Genomic DNA, 14,198 nt, shown 5'->3' on the forward strand with positions numbered 1-14,198 from the left:
ATTTATCAGATACACCGCCATCGCGAGCAAGCCCGCTCCCACAGTTTGACCGAGTTCGGCTTGTGAGGTTGGGGCGGCTTTCAGGCCGTCCGCTCCGTCATATGCGTTCTACCATCGCGGTTTAACGGGGCGCTTGCAGATCACAAGCCGAACTCGGTCAAAACTGTGGGAGCGGGCTTGCTCGCGATGGCGCTGTGTCAGGCGACAAATACGTAGCTGATATACGCCCACTCCCACAAAAGCGCTTTTCAGAGCAACGCTCTGGATAACATTCCAATCGCTACCAGCACACACAGGCTGGCAAAACCCACTTGCAATGCGCGCGCGGGGATCACCGAACACAGGCGCCGCCCCAGCAACATGCCGACAACGCTGGCCGCGATAAACACCCAGCCCAGCGGCTCGATACGCACACCTGCATGCATCGCGCCAGCCACGCCGACGAGCGAAAGCAGGCTGATCACCATCAACGAGGTGGCGACGATGCCGCGCATCTGCACGTCGGTCAGTTGCTTGAACGCCGGCACAATCAGAAAACCGCCGCCGACACCGAGCAAGCCCGAGACCGCGCCGGTTACCGCGCCCAACGCGGCCAGGGTCGCGCTGCATTTGGCGGTCCAGGCGAAGCGCCCGGTCTGCTGGTCAAGCATGCAGTTCTTCTGCCCCCACGACGCGGCGCCATGGTCACTCGGCCCTGCTTCGGCCTTTTCGCGCCGCAACATGCGCCAGGCCACCAGCACCATCAAGGCGCTGAACAGGCCCATCAGCACCGGCTCCGTCAGTTGATGCGCGAAGAACACCCCCAATGGCGAAAACAGCGCGCCGAGCAAGGCGATCAACAGCGCCGCGCGGTAACGCACCAGGCCGTGGCGCAGCCCATCAACTGCGCCCACCGCCGCCGCCGCGCCCACCGCGAGTAACGACACCGGCGCGGCCTGGGTCATGCTCAAACCCAACCCCAACACCAACGCCGGCACCCCAAGAATGCCGCCGCCAGCACCGGTAAGCCCCATCACCAGGCCCATCAGTACACCCAACACACTGGCCAGCAGCATTTAGTCCACCTTGCTCAGGCGGGTCAGCCACTCGCGGCCCTTGAGCATGCCGTTCCAGTAGAACCACGGCAGCAACGTGGCCTTGAGAAACCACATCGAGCGGCGTGCCCGCGTCGGGTCCAGTGGGAAGGTCGGCAGCAGCTTGCCGCCGTAACCGAACTCGGCGAGCACCACCTTGCCCTTCTCTACCGTCAGCGGGCAGGAACCGTAGCCGTCGTACTTGAGCGGCAACGGCGCTTGGTTGCGCAAGGCCAGCAGGTTCTCGGCGACCACCACGATCTGCTTGCGCGCGGCAGCAGCGGTTTTCGCGTTGGTGGTGGAGCACACGTCACCCAGCGCGAATATCTGCGGGTAGCGCAGGTGTTGCAGGCTGTGGGGGTTTACCTCGCACCAGCCGGCGGCGTCGGCCAGCGGGCTTTGGCGGATGAAGTCCGGGGCAACTTGCGGCGGTACCACGTGCAGCATGTCGAAAGATTTCTGTTCGACGCTGACGTTGCCCTCGGCGTCTTTTACTTCAAACCAGGCGGTGCGCGACGGGCCATCGACCTTGATCAGGTTGGAATTGAACGCCAGGCGCGCGTTGTATTTCTTGATGTACTGCATCAGCGGCGGCACAAAGGTCGCCACGCCAAACAGCGCGGCGCCCGCGAGGTTGAATTCAACCTCGATGTTTTTCAGATTGCCTTGTTTGAGCCAGTGATCGCAGGACAGGTACAGGGCTTTTTGCGGCGCACCCGCGCATTTGATCGGCATGCCCGGCTGGGTAAAGATCGCCTTGCCGCCCTTGAGTTGCTGCACCAGTTGCCAGGTGTAGGCGGCATGCTCGTAGCTGTAGTTGGACGTCACGCCGTGCTGGCCCAACGTGTCTTCAAGGCCTTCGACTTTTTCCCAGGCCAGGCGCAGGCCGGGGCACACGATCAGGTTGACCCAGGTAACGCGCTGGCCGCTGTCGAGCACCAGAGTTTGCTCATCCGGCAGCACTTCAGTGACGGCGGCCTGCACCCAGGTAACGCCATTGGGCAGCACGTCGGCCAAGGGGCGCCGGGTTTTTTTCAGGTCGTAGGCGCCGCCACCGACCAGCGTCCAGGCGGGCTGGTAGCAGTGATATTCGCTCGGCTCGATCAGGGTGATGTTCAGGTGCGGGTCGCGCTTGAGCAAGCTGGCCAGCAGGCCAATACCTGCCGAGCCGCCGCCGATGACTACGATGTCGCCACTGATGGTAGGGCCACAGTGTTGGTCGGTCATGGTCTATCGCCTTCTGTATTCAATGCACACAAGGGGCGTTGCCGTATGGCGTCACGCCCAGCTTTTGATCACCGCGCCGCAGTACAGGCCGGACAGCGTCTTCATCACTTGAATCACTTCGTGGCTGGCCAGGCCGTAAAAAATGTATTTGCCTTCGCGACGGGTGGCCACCAACCCTTCGTCGCGCAGGATGCCCAACTGTTGCGACAGCGTAGGCTGACGCACGCCGGTCATGGTTTCCAATGCGCCGACATTGCGCTCACCCTGAGTCAACTGGCACAGGATCAACAAACGGTCCTCATTGGCCAGGGCCTTGAGCAAGACACAGGCCTTGGACGCGGAGGCACGCAATTGGGCGACCTCGCCCTCACTCAGAGTAGATTCCATTTGCCTCGGGTCCTTTATCTCACTTAAGCTCAAAACATTATGTGTAAACGTAAACTGATTGTAACCAATTTTTTCGTCACCAGGGACTGCCGCCATGCCAGCGTTGATTCAAGCCTTTTTGGACGAGGCATCGTCGACTTACACCTACGTCGTCTATGAAAACGCCGGTGGCCCCTGCGCCATCGTCGACTCGGTGCTCAACTACGACCCGGCTTCCGGGCGCACCGACACCGCACAGGCCGACAGAGTAATCGGGTTTGTGCGTGAACACGGGCTGCAGGTGCAATGGCTGCTGGAAACCCACGCGCACGCCGACCACCTCTCCGCCGCGCCTTACCTGCGGCGTAAGGTGGGTGGCAAAATCGCCATCGGCGAGAGCATCAGCAAGGTGCAGGATGTGTTCAAACGCCTGTTCAATCTGGAGCCGGAGTTTCGCGTCGATGGCTCGCAGTTCGACCACCTGTTTGCCGCGGATGAAATCTTTTATATCGGCAACCTGAAAGCCCAAGCCTTGCATGTGCCCGGCCACACACCGGCAGACATGGCCTACCTGATCAACGATGAATTGATTCTGGTCGGCGACACGCTGTTCATGCCCGACGTGGGCACCGCGCGCTGCGACTTCCCGGGCGGCGACGCGCGTCAACTGTACGCCTCAATGCGCAAGCTGCTGGACTTCGCGCCGCCCACCCGCCTGTACGTGTGCCACGACTACCCACCCGAAAGCCGCGCAGCCAAGTGCCTGACCACGGTTGCCGAGCAACGCGCGCATAATATTCATGTGCATGACGGGGTCGATGAAGCGGCGTTTGTCGCCATGCGCACCCAACGTGACGCGGGGTTGGGCATGCCGACACTCCTGTTGCCGGCAATTCAGGTCAATGTGCGCGCCGGGCACCTGCCGCCGGCGGAAGACAACGGCGTGGTGTACCTGAAAATCCCGCTGAACACGCTCTGATCAGCTACGGGTCGAAATGCGACGCCTCGGTGGCGGCGAGCCCCGACCACAACTCATCCACGTGCTGGAAGCCCCACGCTTCAGCGCTTTCGCGGCCAACGATTTTGTCGGGCAGTTCGGCCAGGTTGACCACCATCTGCATGATCGGCAACCGCGAACGCGCCGAAAAGAACACTTTGACGATGGGCGTGAGTAACGAGTGGGGGTTTTGCTTGATCACCACCCCGATACGCTCACTTTCCAGGCGCACCAGCGCGCCCACCGGGTAAATACCCACGCAGCGCACAAACGCCTGGAACACCCGCGCGTCAAATTGCCCCTTCCATTCCGACATTTTCTGAATCGCATCGGCGGGGTTCCAGCCCTGCTTATACGGGCGATTCGAGGTCACCGCATCGTACACATCGCACACCGCGCCCATTTGCGCGAACAGGCTGATCTGCTCCTGAAGCAGGCCGTGAGGATAGCCGCTGCCGTCGGATTTCTCGTGGTGGTGCAAACACACGTCCACCACCACGGCGCTGATATACGGGCACGTGCGCAAAATATCCGCGCCCTTCTCAGGATGGCCGCGCACGATCTCGAACTCCGCTTCGGTCAGCGCCGCAGGCTTATTCAAGATAGCGTCTGGAATGGCCATTTTGCCGACGTCGTGGAACAACCCTGCCATGCCCGCTTCCTGCACGCACGCCGGCGGCAAGTCCAACTGGCGTGCCAGGGCGATCATCAACCCACACACGGCGACCGAATGCATGTAGGTATATTCATCGGCTTTTTTCAAGCGGGCCAGGCTGATCAACGCATGTGGGTGGCGCAGCACTGACTGGGAAATATCACCCACCAGCGTGGCCACTGGGGTCGGATCAAAAGCCCGGCCCATGCGCAGGTCACTGAACATTTCGGTGATCGCGATTTTGCCAAACGCACACACTTTGACGGCTTGGGCGACTTCACCCTTCAAATCCGCTTGTGAGGACATAGCACGCCGCTTGGGCGTGTCAGGCTTTTTTGCGGGTTGATCTTGGGACCTCGGGTCGGCACGCATGACGTCGCAGCCCTTGAGGGTGTCAATCCACACACCCTGAACCCGGGAGGCCTGCAAGCGCTGTAAATCACCCGCGCGATTGAGCAAAAAACTGCTTTTCCAAAACACATGTTCAAGCCATGAGCCATCCAGCTTGTGCACGTGCATGCCCAGGGTTACCTGGGCCACCGGAATACATCTCAACATAGGTCATGCACCTTTTCGAACCTTGGCCGCGATCAGCTCACGGAAAACTTCGAGACAATCTGCTTGAGGTCAATCGCCAGCTTGGACAGCTCATTACTGGCAATCGAGGTTTGACCGGCCGCCGAAGAACTCTGGATAGACAGGTCGCGAATGCTGATCAGGTTTTGGTCGACGGAGCGCGCCACGTGCGCCTGCTCTTCGGATGCTGTCGCAATCAGCAAATTCCTCTCGGCAATGTCGGAGATAGCGCTGGTGATCTGAGTGATGGCCAGGCCGGCTTCGTGGGCAACTTTCAGCGAGTCCACGGCTTCGCTGCGGTTCAATGCCATTGACGACACCGCCTCGCTGGAGCAGACCTGAATTTTCGCAATCATCTGCTCGATTTCTTGCGTCGAGGTTTGGGTTCTGTGCGCCAGCGCGCGGACTTCATCGGCAACCACCGCAAACCCTCGGCCCTGCTCACCGGCACGCGCCGCTTCGATGGCCGCATTCAAGGCCAGCAGGTTGGTTTGTTCGGCGATCGATCGAATCACTTCAACCACCTTGGCGATGTCCTGAGCCTGCTTGGCCAACCCTTCGACTTCCAGCCCGGTTTGCTGAACCGTGGCGCTGAGCTTTTGAATCGAAGCAATGGTTTGCGTCACGCGCTCTTGGCCGACTTCGGCTGACCGTTGCGAATCCTGGGTCGATTGGGAGGCCGAGACGGCGTTTCTGGCGACTTCTTCAACGGCCGCAGTCATCTCATTGACTGCGGTGGCCGCCTGGTCGGTTTCCATGCTTTGGCGCTCAATGCCTGCGCTCGACTCGCGGGTAATCGAACTCATCTCTTCGGCGGCGGAAGCCAACTGGCCGGACGCTTCAGAGATATGCTGCAAGGTACCTTTGAGGTTCATTTGCATCGCAGCCGTGGACTGCTGCAACGCGGTCATTTCGTCGTTGCCATTGATCAGAATAGCCACACGCAAGTCGCCATCGGCAATCTTGGCCGTCGACAACAACAACTCACGCACCGGCGCGATGATGCTGTTGGTAAACAGACGTGCGATTACCACCGCCACCAGCAATGAGCTGAGCATCAACGCCCAGGTAAACCAGCGCGTGGTTGCGTACTCGTCGGCAGCCACTACCACCGCCGCGTTAGAGCCCCGCTCATTGAGAGTGATCAGGTCATCCACGGAGTTCTGCAGCTTGAGTGCCACCGGCCCGGTAACGTCACGCAAATACGCACTGAATTCTTCAATGGGCATCGTCGGGGAGCGTGACAATAATTCATCTATTTCCTGGCTGTAGGTGTGTATACCCTGCATCACGCTGTCGTAAAGAGCTTGTTCTTCAGGCCCGGAAACCATCGGCGCGTAGCTTTCGGCCATTTTTAACGCTTGCGAACGCATGTCCTTTAACTGCTGATCAGAGTTTGAGGTCTGGCTGGCACGGTCCATGCCAAAACGGCGCAATTCCAGGCGCAGTTTGTAAAAGCTTGAATCTATTCTGCCTGCCAGTCGCACACTGGGTAGCCAGTTAGTTTGAATGTCGACCGTTGACGCATAAATCTTTTCAACTTTTACCAGCGTCACACTTCCTTGTATTAATAGCAGAACGCACACCACCCCAAAACAGATGTTGGTACGCAAGTTCAACTTCAAGGCTCTCATGGACATGTGTTTCACTCTTTCAATTGGCAATGAAGCTCATTGCCTTACGGTTTTTATTTATTAATAGAGCGATTAAATACGAGCGACTGACAATGGCTATCATTCGCCCACCGCGAACCGTCCTGGCGCGTCAATGTTAAAGCGTGTTGGGAGTGCTTGGGCGCATCCGGCCTTAGCGAGGCAAGGCTTTGATGCTGGGCAACAAGTACATGGAATCGAGCGACCTGTCGCTGTTGCGCGCCACGGTGTCGAGATGACGCCGTAACGAATCAACAATTTCGGGGGGCAAATAATCCATTTTCTCTACTAATGCGGCCATGTCTTCCAAGGCAGAAATAATAGACTGCTGGGTGAGATTAAGGTCGTAGAGCGCGCGGCAAATAAGCTCCTGATCTTCCATCACTGCCCGCCTGAATAAAACTGGAGCTTAGCACCACATTGCGCTTTGTAGGATAAAGCCACTCTTAAATAATAAAGTTTAGTTTTAAGGCACTGCCATTGAGTGAACTCGGTTTTACACACCTATCTAAATGAATAGAACTGATACTTTTTTACTCACAAAAATCTCACCGCACAGCCACTTATAGACGCGGACGTTTTAGTCGCTAGACCATCAGCCCGTCCCGTGGCAGTGGCAGCGCGGTTTTGTAGCGCACTTGTTTCAGTGCAAAACTGGACCGGATGTTGGCGACGCCGGGCACTTTGGTCAGAAAGTCCATCATGAACCGCTCCAATGCCTGGATCGTCGGCACCAAAACGCGGATCAGATAGTCCGGGTCACCGGCCATCAGGTAGCACTCCATCACCTCCGGGCGATCGGCAATTGCGCCTTCAAACTGCTGCAAGGCCAGCTCGTTCTGCTTTTCGAGGCTGACGTGGATGAACACGTTGACGTGCAGCCCGAGCAAATCGGCGTCGAGCAGCGTGACCTGGTCGCGAATCAGGCCCAACTCTTCCATCGCCTTCACCCGGTTGAAACACGGCGTGGGCGACAGGTTGACCGAACGGGCCAGGTCGGCGTTGGTGATGCGGGCGTTCTCTTGCAGGGCGTTGAGAATGCCGATGTCGGTACGGTCCAGTTTGCGCATGAGACAAAATCACCTGTTTATTATGCTTATGCAGTTTTTTTATCCGCAAATGAGCCGCAGCGCAACGAAACACAGATAAATATTCTTCTATTCCCCGCCTATGATTGTTGTAGGACAAGAAGCCTTCTACCCGAAGACCGACTGTCAGCTAGCGCGCCCACTACAAGAAATTCACAAGATAGAGCGTAGAAAGCCATGAACCAGCCGTACGAACCGCTGCGCCTGCACGTGCCCGAACCCTCGGGCCGCCCGGGCTGCAAGACCGACTTTGCCTACCTGCGCCTGACCGACGCAGGCCTGGTGCGTAAACCCGCCATCGATGTAGAACCCGCCGATACCGCCGACCTCGCCAAGGGCCTGATTCGCGTGCTTGACGACCAGGGCCAGGCGTTGGGGCCGTGGGCCGAAGGTGTGCCGGTGGAGATTCTGCGCAAAGGCATGCGCGCCATGCTCAAGACGCGGATTTTCGACAACCGCATGGTGGTCGCCCAGCGTCAGAAAAAAATGTCGTTCTATATGCAAAGCCTCGGCGAAGAAGCCATCGGCAGCGCGCAGGCCCTGGCCTTGAATATCGACGACATGTGCTTTCCCACGTACCGCCAGCAAAGCATCCTGATGGCACGCGAGGTGCCGCTGGTCAACCTGATCTGCCAGTTGCTGTCCAACGAGCGTGACCCGCTCAAAGGCCGCCAATTGCCGATTATGTACTCGGTAAAAGATGCAGGCTTTTTTACTATTTCCGGCAACCTCGCCACCCAATTCGTACAAGGTGTGGGCTGGGGCATGGCCTCGGCGATCAAAGGCGATACCAAGATTGCCTCGGCCTGGATCGGCGACGGCGCGACTGCCGAGTCCGACTTCCACACCGCGCTGACCTTCGCTCACGTGTACCGGGCGCCGGTGATCCTCAATGTGGTCAACAACCAATGGGCCATCTCGACCTTCCAGGCCATCGCCGGCGGTGAAGCCACCACCTTCGCCGGACGCGGCGTGGGGTGCGGCATCGCCTCGCTGCGGGTCGACGGCAACGACTTTATCGCGGTGTACGCCGCGTCCGCCTGGGCTGCCGAGCGTGCGCGGCGCAACCTCGGGCCTACGCTGATCGAGTGGGTCACCTATCGCGCTGGCCCGCACTCGACCTCCGATGATCCCTCCAAATACCGCCCCGCCGATGACTGGAGCCACTTCCCGTTGGGCGACCCGATTGCCCGCCTCAAGCAGCACCTGGTCAAGATTGGCCAGTGGTCCGAAGAGGAGCACGCGGCGGTCAGTGCCGAACTGGAAGCCGAAGTGATTGCGGCACAAAAACAAGCCGAACAGTACGGCACGCTCGCCGGCGGCCAGATACCAAGCGCCGCGACCATGTTCGAAGACGTCTACAAAGAGATGCCGGAGCACTTGAAGCGCCAGCGTCAGCAGTTGGGGATCTGAGATGAACGATCACAACAACAGTATCGAACTGGAAACCGCCATGACCACGACCACCATGACCATGATCCAGGCGCTGCGCTCGGCCATGGACGTGATGCTTGAACGCGATGACAACGTGGTGGTATTCGGCCAGGACGTTGGTTACTTCGGCGGCGTGTTCCGTTGCACCGAAGGTTTGCAGAGCAAATACGGCAGCTCGCGGGTGTTTGACGCGCCGATCTCGGAAAGCGGCATCGTCGGCGTGGCCGTGGGCATGGGTGCCTACGGTTTGCGCCCGGTCGCAGAAATCCAGTTTGCCGATTACGTGTACCCGGCTACCGACCAGATCATCTCCGAAGCAGCGCGCCTGCGTTATCGCTCGGCCGGCCAGTTTACCGCGCCACTGACCCTGCGCATGCCGTGCGGCGGCGGCATCTATGGCGGCCAGACCCACAGCCAAAGCATCGAAGCAGTGTTCACCCAAGTCTGCGGCCTGCGCACCGTGATGCCGTCCAACCCGTATGACGCCAAGGGCCTGCTGATTGCCTCCATCGAAAACGATGACCCGGTGATTTTTCTGGAGCCCAAGCGCCTCTACAACGGCCCGTTCGACGGCCACCACGACCGCCCTGTCACCGCGTGGTCGAAACACCCGCAAGCGCAAGTGCCGGAGGGTTATTACACCGTGCCGCTGGACGTGGCCGCCATCGTGCGTCCGGGCTCGGCCGTCACCGTGCTGACCTACGGCACCACCGTGTATGTGTCGCAAGTCGCCGCCGAAGAAACCGGCATCGACGCCGAGGTCATCGACCTGCGCAGCCTGTGGCCGCTCGACCTGGACACCATCGTCAACTCGGTGAAAAAGACCGGCCGTTGCGTGGTGGTGCACGAAGCCACGCGCACCTGTGGTTTCGGTGCCGAGCTGGTCGCGCTGGTGCAAGAGCATTGCTTCCACCACCTGGAAGCGCCGATCGAACGCGTTACCGGTTGGGACACGCCTTACCCGCACGCGCAAGAGTGGGCGTATTTCCCAGGGCCGTCCCGCGTGGGCGCGGCGTTGAAACGGGTTATGGAGGTCTGAATGGGCACGCACGTTATCAAGATGCCGGACATTGGCGAAGGCATCGCAGAAGTTGAGTTGTCGGTGTGGCATGTAAAAGTCGGCGACCTGGTGGTTGAAGACCAAGTGCTGGCGGACGTGATGACCGACAAGGCGATGGTCGACATTCCCTCGCCCGTGCACGGCAAGGTGATTTCCCTCGGCGGCGAGCCAGGTGAGGTGATGGCCGTGGGCAGTATTTTGATCAGCATCGAGGTCGAAGGCGCGGGCAACGCCAAAGACGCGCCGCGGGTTGCGCAACCCGTAAAAGCAGCGCCAGCGCCGGTTGTGCAAGACAAGCCCGCGCCGGTAGTTGAAGCAAAGCCGGTGAGCAAGCCTGCCGCACCCGCCGTGGCGCGTGAAGCCTGCGAACGCCCGCTGGCCTCCCCCGCCGTGCGTAAACACGCGCTGGATGCGGGGATTCAACTGCGCCTGGTGCAGGGTTCTGGCCCGGCGGGACGGGTTCTGCACGAAGACCTGGAGGCGTTTTTGCTTCAGGGTGCGGCAAAAAACCCGACGGCTGCCAACCCTTACGCTGAACGCAATAGTGAGGAGCAGATTCCGGTCATCGGCATGCGCCGCAAGATCGCTCAGCGCATGCAGGACGCCACGCGCCGCGCCGCGCATTTCAGCTATGTGGAAGAAATCGACGTCACCGCCCTCGACGAGCTGCGCGTGCACCTCAATGAGAAACATGGCGCCACACGCGGCAAGCTGACCCTGCTGCCGTTTATCGTGCGTGCCATGGTCGTGGCGCTGCGAGCATTCCCGCAGATCAACGCGCGCTACGATGACGACGCTCAAGTCATCACCCGCCTTGGCGCGGTGCATGTGGGCGTGGCCACGCAAAGCGATACCGGCCTGATGGTGCCGGTGCTGCGTCACGCCGAAGCACGCAGCCTGTGGGCGAATGCGGAGGAAATCACACGTTTGGCGACTGCCGCGCGCAGTGGCAAGGCCAGCCGTGATGAGCTCTCCGGTTCGAGCATTACCCTGACCAGCCTTGGCGCATTGGGCGGCATTGTCAGCACGCCGGTGTTGAACCTGCCGGAGGTGGCCATCGTCGGCGTCAACCGCATCGTTGAGCGGCCGATGGTGATCAAGGGGCAAATCGTGGTGCGCAAGATGATGAACCTCTCCAGCTCGTTCGATCACCGCGTGGTCGATGGCATGGACGCGGCGCAATTCATCCAGGCCCTTCGTGGCCTGCTCGAACAACCCGCCAGCCTGTTCCTGGAGTAACCCATGCAGACCTTGACTACCACACTGCTGATTATCGGCGGCGGGCCCGGCGGTTATGTCGCGGCGATTCGCGCCGGTCAACTCGGCATCCCAACCGTTCTGGTGGAAGGCCAGGCGTTGGGCGGCACCTGCCTGAATATCGGCTGCATTCCTTCAAAAGCCTTGATCCATGTGGCCGAGCAGTTCCAGCAAACCGTGCACCACAGCCAAGGTTCGGCGCTGGGCATTGAAGTGGCTGTGCCGACGCTGAACATCGGCAAAAGCGTGGAATGGAAAGACACCATAGTCGACCGCCTGACCACCGGCGTCGCCGCGTTGCTCAAAAAGCACAACGTGCAGGTGATCCACGGCTGGGCCAAGGTCGTGGATGGCAAGACTGTCGATGTCGGCGACCAACGCATCCAGTGCGAACACCTGCTGCTGGCCACCGGTTCGAAAAGCGTCAACCTGCCGATGTTGCCGCTGGGCGGGCCGATCATCTCGTCCACTGAAGCGCTGGCGCCGCTGAGCGTGCCCAAACGCCTGATCGTGGTGGGCGGTGGTTATATCGGCCTGGAGCTGGGCATTGCCTACCGCAAGCTCGGCGCCGAGGTCAGTGTGGTCGAGGCGCAAGAGCGTATCTTGCCCGCGTACGACGCCGAGCTGACGCAGCCGGTGGCGGAATCGCTCAAGCGCCTGGGGGTCAAGCTGTACCTCAAGCACAGCGTCAGCGGTTTTGCCGATAACACGCTGCACGTGCGCGACCCGAATGGCGACACGCTGTCGCTGGAGACCGATCAAGTGCTGGTGGCCGTGGGCCGCACGCCGAATACCCAAGGCTGGAACCTTGAAGCGCTTAACCTGGACATGCACGGCGCAGCGGTCAAGATCGACAGCCGCTGCCAGACCAGCATGCGCAATGTGTGGGCGATAGGCGACCTGAGCGGCGAGCCGATGTTGGCGCATCGGGCCATGGCACAGGGTGAAATGGTCGCCGAACTGATCAGCGGTAAAGCCCGCGAATTCAACCCGGCAGCGATTCCGGCGGTGTGTTTTACCGACCCGGAGCTGGTGGTGGTCGGCAAGACCCCGGACGACGCCAAGGCGGCTGGCCTGGACTGCATTGTCTCGAGTTTCCCGTTCACGGCAAACGGCCGGGCGATGACCCTGGAATCCAAAACCGGCTTCGTGCGGGTGGTGGCACGCCGCGACAATCACCTGATTGTCGGCTGGCAAGCTGTGGGCGTTGGCGTGTCCGAGCTGTCCACGGCCTTCGGCCTGAGCCTGGAAATGGGCTCGCGCCTGGAAGACGTGGCCGGCACCATCCACGCCCATCCGACGCTCGGTGAAGCAGTACAAGAAGCCGCTTTAAGGGCTTTGGGCCACGCGTTGCATATGTAAACTGACGCAAATCCCGTGTGGGAGCGGGCTTGCTCGCGAAAGCGGTGGATCAGTCACAGATCTATTGACTGACACCCTGCATTCGCGAGCAAGCCCGCTCCCACACACAGCAAGAATGAAGTATTGTTGCGCCCAACCAGAAAAAACCGACAAGCCTGCCTTCGACCAGGCGGTTGAACAGAGATAGAGGGTGTCATGGGTAACGAGAGCATCAATTGGGACAAGCTGGGTTTTGACTACATCAAGACCGACAAGCGGTTTCTCCAAGTCTGGAAAAACGGCGAATGGCAAGCAGGCACCCTGACCGAAGACAACGTGCTGCACATCAGCGAGGGCTCGACTGCCCTGCACTATGGTCAGCAATGCTTTGAAGGCCTCAAGGCCTACCGCTGCAAAGACGGTTCGATCAACCTGTTCCGCCCGGACCAGAACGCCGCGCGCATGCAGCGCAGCTGTGGTCGCCTGCTGATGCCGCAAGTGCCGACTGAAGCCTTCATCGATGCCTGCAAGCAAGTGGTCAAAGCCAACGAGCGGTTCATCCCGCCGTACGGCAGTGGCGGCGCGCTGTACCTGCGCCCGTTCGTGATCGGCACTGGTGACAACATCGGCGTACGTACTGCGCCGGAGTTTATTTTCTCGGTATTCGCCATTCCGGTCGGCGCTTACTTCAAGGGCGGCCTGGTGCCGCACAACTTCCAGATCTCTGGTTACGACCGCGCCGCGCCACAAGGCACCGGCGCCGCCAAGGTCGGTGGCAACTACGCCGCCAGCCTGATGCCGGGTGCCGAAGCGAAAAAATCCGGCTTTGCCGACGCAATCTATCTGGACCCGATGACCCATTCGAAAATCGAAGAAGTCGGCTCGGCCAACTTCTTCGGGATCACCCACGACAACCAGTTCATCACACCCAAGTCGCCTTCAGTGCTGCCGGGCATTACCCGCCTGTCGCTGATCGAACTGGCCCAGACCCGCCTGGGCCTGGAAGTGGTCGAGGGCGAAGTGTTCATCGACAAACTGGACCTGTTCAAGGAAGCCGGTGCTTGCGGCACTGCTGCGGTGATTTCGCCGATCGGCGGCATCCAGTACAACGGCAAGCTGCACGTGTTCCACAGCGAAACTGAAGTCGGCCCGATCACCCAGAAGCTCTATAAAGAGCTGACCGGTGTGCAAACCGGCGATGTTGAAGCGCCAGCGGGTTGGATCGTAAAGGTCTAAGCTGGCCACATTGCAAAACTTGTTGTTCAGGTTGGGTATATATCCGTTCTTTGGGTGATGGCTTGTATCGGTTTCGCTCTTACAGCGAGTCACTTTTGAAAGGACCGGAAGCCGGCCCAGCCAAAACTAACCAAAAGGTCCTCGCCCCACCACTCGGTGCCTCGCTTAGGCTCGGCATGCCCGCCCGCAGGCTTGAATCCGTGGGCCGCCGCGATGGGCCATCCTTGGCCCAGCGC

13 protein-coding genes are annotated in these 14,198 nt (G+C 60.0%); 6 read left to right on the forward strand and 7 right to left on the reverse strand.

Annotation, left to right across the window (positions count from 1 at the left end; genetic code table 11):
• Positions 1-248: 248 nt before the first annotated feature.
• Genes ACOZK9_RS02800 through ACOZK9_RS02810 form a run of 3 tightly spaced genes read right to left on the reverse strand, consistent with a single transcriptional unit; the run spans position 249 to position 2,687 of the window.
• Entirely contained in the window at positions 249-1,055 is an 807-nt protein-coding gene (locus ACOZK9_RS02800; RefSeq protein ID WP_058413410.1) for a sulfite exporter TauE/SafE family protein, read from the reverse strand.
• Positions 1,056-2,300 (reverse strand): NAD(P)/FAD-dependent oxidoreductase, encoded by a 1,245-nt coding sequence (locus ACOZK9_RS02805; protein ID WP_058413411.1) that lies wholly within the window; start codon positions 2,298-2,300, stop codon positions 1,056-1,058. It abuts the gene before it with no gap.
• Between the two features lie 51 nt (positions 2,301-2,351).
• Entirely contained in the window at positions 2,352-2,687 is a 336-nt protein-coding gene (locus tag ACOZK9_RS02810; protein WP_058413412.1) for an ArsR/SmtB family transcription factor, read from the reverse strand.
• 94 nt (positions 2,688-2,781) lie between these two features.
• On the opposite strand from ACOZK9_RS02810, the gene ACOZK9_RS02815 reads away from it, so the two are divergent.
• Entirely contained in the window at positions 2,782-3,645 is an 864-nt protein-coding gene (locus ACOZK9_RS02815) for an MBL fold metallo-hydrolase (protein WP_421555232.1), read from the forward strand.
• A gap of 4 nt (positions 3,646-3,649) precedes the next feature.
• Here ACOZK9_RS02815 and ACOZK9_RS02820 read toward each other — a convergent pair whose 3' ends face one another.
• The 4 genes from ACOZK9_RS02820 to bkdR all read right to left on the reverse strand — a co-directional run bounded on the left by ACOZK9_RS02820 (position 3,650) and on the right by bkdR (position 7,616).
• Complete coding sequence (locus ACOZK9_RS02820; protein ID WP_421555233.1) at positions 3,650-4,876, reverse strand: cyclic di-GMP phosphodiesterase; 1,227 nt, start codon at positions 4,874-4,876, stop codon at positions 3,650-3,652.
• Between the two features lie 32 nt (positions 4,877-4,908).
• On the reverse strand, positions 4,909-6,450 hold the full coding sequence (locus ACOZK9_RS02825) for a methyl-accepting chemotaxis protein (RefSeq protein WP_421555234.1): 1,542 nt from the start codon (positions 6,448-6,450) through the stop codon (positions 4,909-4,911).
• A 250-nt stretch (positions 6,451-6,700) separates the two neighbouring features.
• Positions 6,701-6,928 carry a hypothetical protein gene (locus tag ACOZK9_RS02830; RefSeq protein WP_058413416.1) on the reverse strand — a complete coding sequence of 76 codons (228 nt, stop codon included), beginning with the start codon at positions 6,926-6,928 and terminating at the stop codon, positions 6,701-6,703.
• A 205-nt stretch (positions 6,929-7,133) separates the two neighbouring features.
• Positions 7,134-7,616: a Bkd operon transcriptional regulator BkdR gene (gene bkdR, locus ACOZK9_RS02835; RefSeq protein WP_058413417.1), complete on the reverse strand. Its 483-nt coding sequence runs from the start codon at positions 7,614-7,616 to the stop codon at positions 7,134-7,136.
• A gap of 195 nt (positions 7,617-7,811) precedes the next feature.
• Here bkdR and ACOZK9_RS02840 point away from each other — a divergent pair, with 195 nt between their 5' ends.
• The 5 genes from ACOZK9_RS02840 (at position 7,812) to ACOZK9_RS02860 (ending at position 13,962) form a co-directional block, all read left to right on the forward strand.
• Complete coding sequence (locus ACOZK9_RS02840) at positions 7,812-9,047, forward strand: 3-methyl-2-oxobutanoate dehydrogenase (2-methylpropanoyl-transferring) subunit alpha (protein ID WP_421555235.1); 1,236 nt, start codon at positions 7,812-7,814, stop codon at positions 9,045-9,047.
• Between the two features lies 1 nt (position 9,048).
• A complete protein-coding gene (locus tag ACOZK9_RS02845; protein ID WP_058413419.1) occupies positions 9,049-10,107 on the forward strand; it encodes an alpha-ketoacid dehydrogenase subunit beta in 1,059 nt (352 codons plus the stop codon).
• Positions 10,108-11,367, forward strand: coding sequence for a dihydrolipoamide acetyltransferase family protein (locus ACOZK9_RS02850; protein WP_421555236.1), 1,260 nt, complete (start codon positions 10,108-10,110; stop codon positions 11,365-11,367).
• A 3-nt stretch (positions 11,368-11,370) separates the two neighbouring features.
• Positions 11,371-12,747 (forward strand): dihydrolipoyl dehydrogenase, encoded by a 1,377-nt coding sequence (gene lpdA / locus ACOZK9_RS02855; RefSeq protein ID WP_421555237.1) that lies wholly within the window; start codon positions 11,371-11,373, stop codon positions 12,745-12,747.
• 195 nt (positions 12,748-12,942) lie between these two features.
• Positions 12,943-13,962, forward strand: a complete 1,020-nt coding sequence (locus tag ACOZK9_RS02860; RefSeq protein ID WP_058413422.1) for a branched-chain amino acid aminotransferase — start codon at positions 12,943-12,945, stop codon at positions 13,960-13,962.
• The last annotated feature ends 236 nt before the right edge of the window (positions 13,963-14,198 follow it).

The organism is Pseudomonas kitaguniensis, from assembly GCF_049199985.1.
Taxonomy (GTDB): Bacteria; Pseudomonadota; Gammaproteobacteria; order Pseudomonadales; family Pseudomonadaceae; genus Aquipseudomonas; species Aquipseudomonas kitaguniensis.

Excerpts from the sequence above, each read along its gene's own strand:
- ACOZK9_RS02800 (WP_058413410.1), bottom strand. The coding sequence starts at position 1,055 with ATGCTGCTGGCCAGTGTGTTGGGTGTACTGATGGGCCTGGTGATGGGG.
- ACOZK9_RS02805 (WP_058413411.1), bottom strand. The coding sequence starts at position 2,300 with ATGACCGACCAACACTGTGGCCCTACCATCAGTGGCGACATCGTAGTC.
- ACOZK9_RS02810 (WP_058413412.1), bottom strand. The coding sequence starts at position 2,687 with ATGGAATCTACTCTGAGTGAGGGCGAGGTCGCCCAATTGCGTGCCTCC.
- ACOZK9_RS02815 (WP_421555232.1), top strand. The coding sequence starts at position 2,782 with ATGCCAGCGTTGATTCAAGCCTTTTTGGACGAGGCATCGTCGACTTAC.
- ACOZK9_RS02820 (WP_421555233.1), bottom strand. The coding sequence starts at position 4,876 with ATGTTGAGATGTATTCCGGTGGCCCAGGTAACCCTGGGCATGCACGTG.
- ACOZK9_RS02830 (WP_058413416.1), bottom strand. The coding sequence starts at position 6,928 with ATGGAAGATCAGGAGCTTATTTGCCGCGCGCTCTACGACCTTAATCTC.
- bkdR (WP_058413417.1), bottom strand. The coding sequence starts at position 7,616 with ATGCGCAAACTGGACCGTACCGACATCGGCATTCTCAACGCCCTGCAA.
- ACOZK9_RS02840 (WP_421555235.1), top strand. The coding sequence starts at position 7,812 with ATGAACCAGCCGTACGAACCGCTGCGCCTGCACGTGCCCGAACCCTCG.
- ACOZK9_RS02845 (WP_058413419.1), top strand. The coding sequence starts at position 9,049 with ATGAACGATCACAACAACAGTATCGAACTGGAAACCGCCATGACCACG.
- ACOZK9_RS02850 (WP_421555236.1), top strand. The coding sequence starts at position 10,108 with ATGGGCACGCACGTTATCAAGATGCCGGACATTGGCGAAGGCATCGCA.
- lpdA (WP_421555237.1), top strand. The coding sequence starts at position 11,371 with ATGCAGACCTTGACTACCACACTGCTGATTATCGGCGGCGGGCCCGGC.
- ACOZK9_RS02860 (WP_058413422.1), top strand. The coding sequence starts at position 12,943 with ATGGGTAACGAGAGCATCAATTGGGACAAGCTGGGTTTTGACTACATC.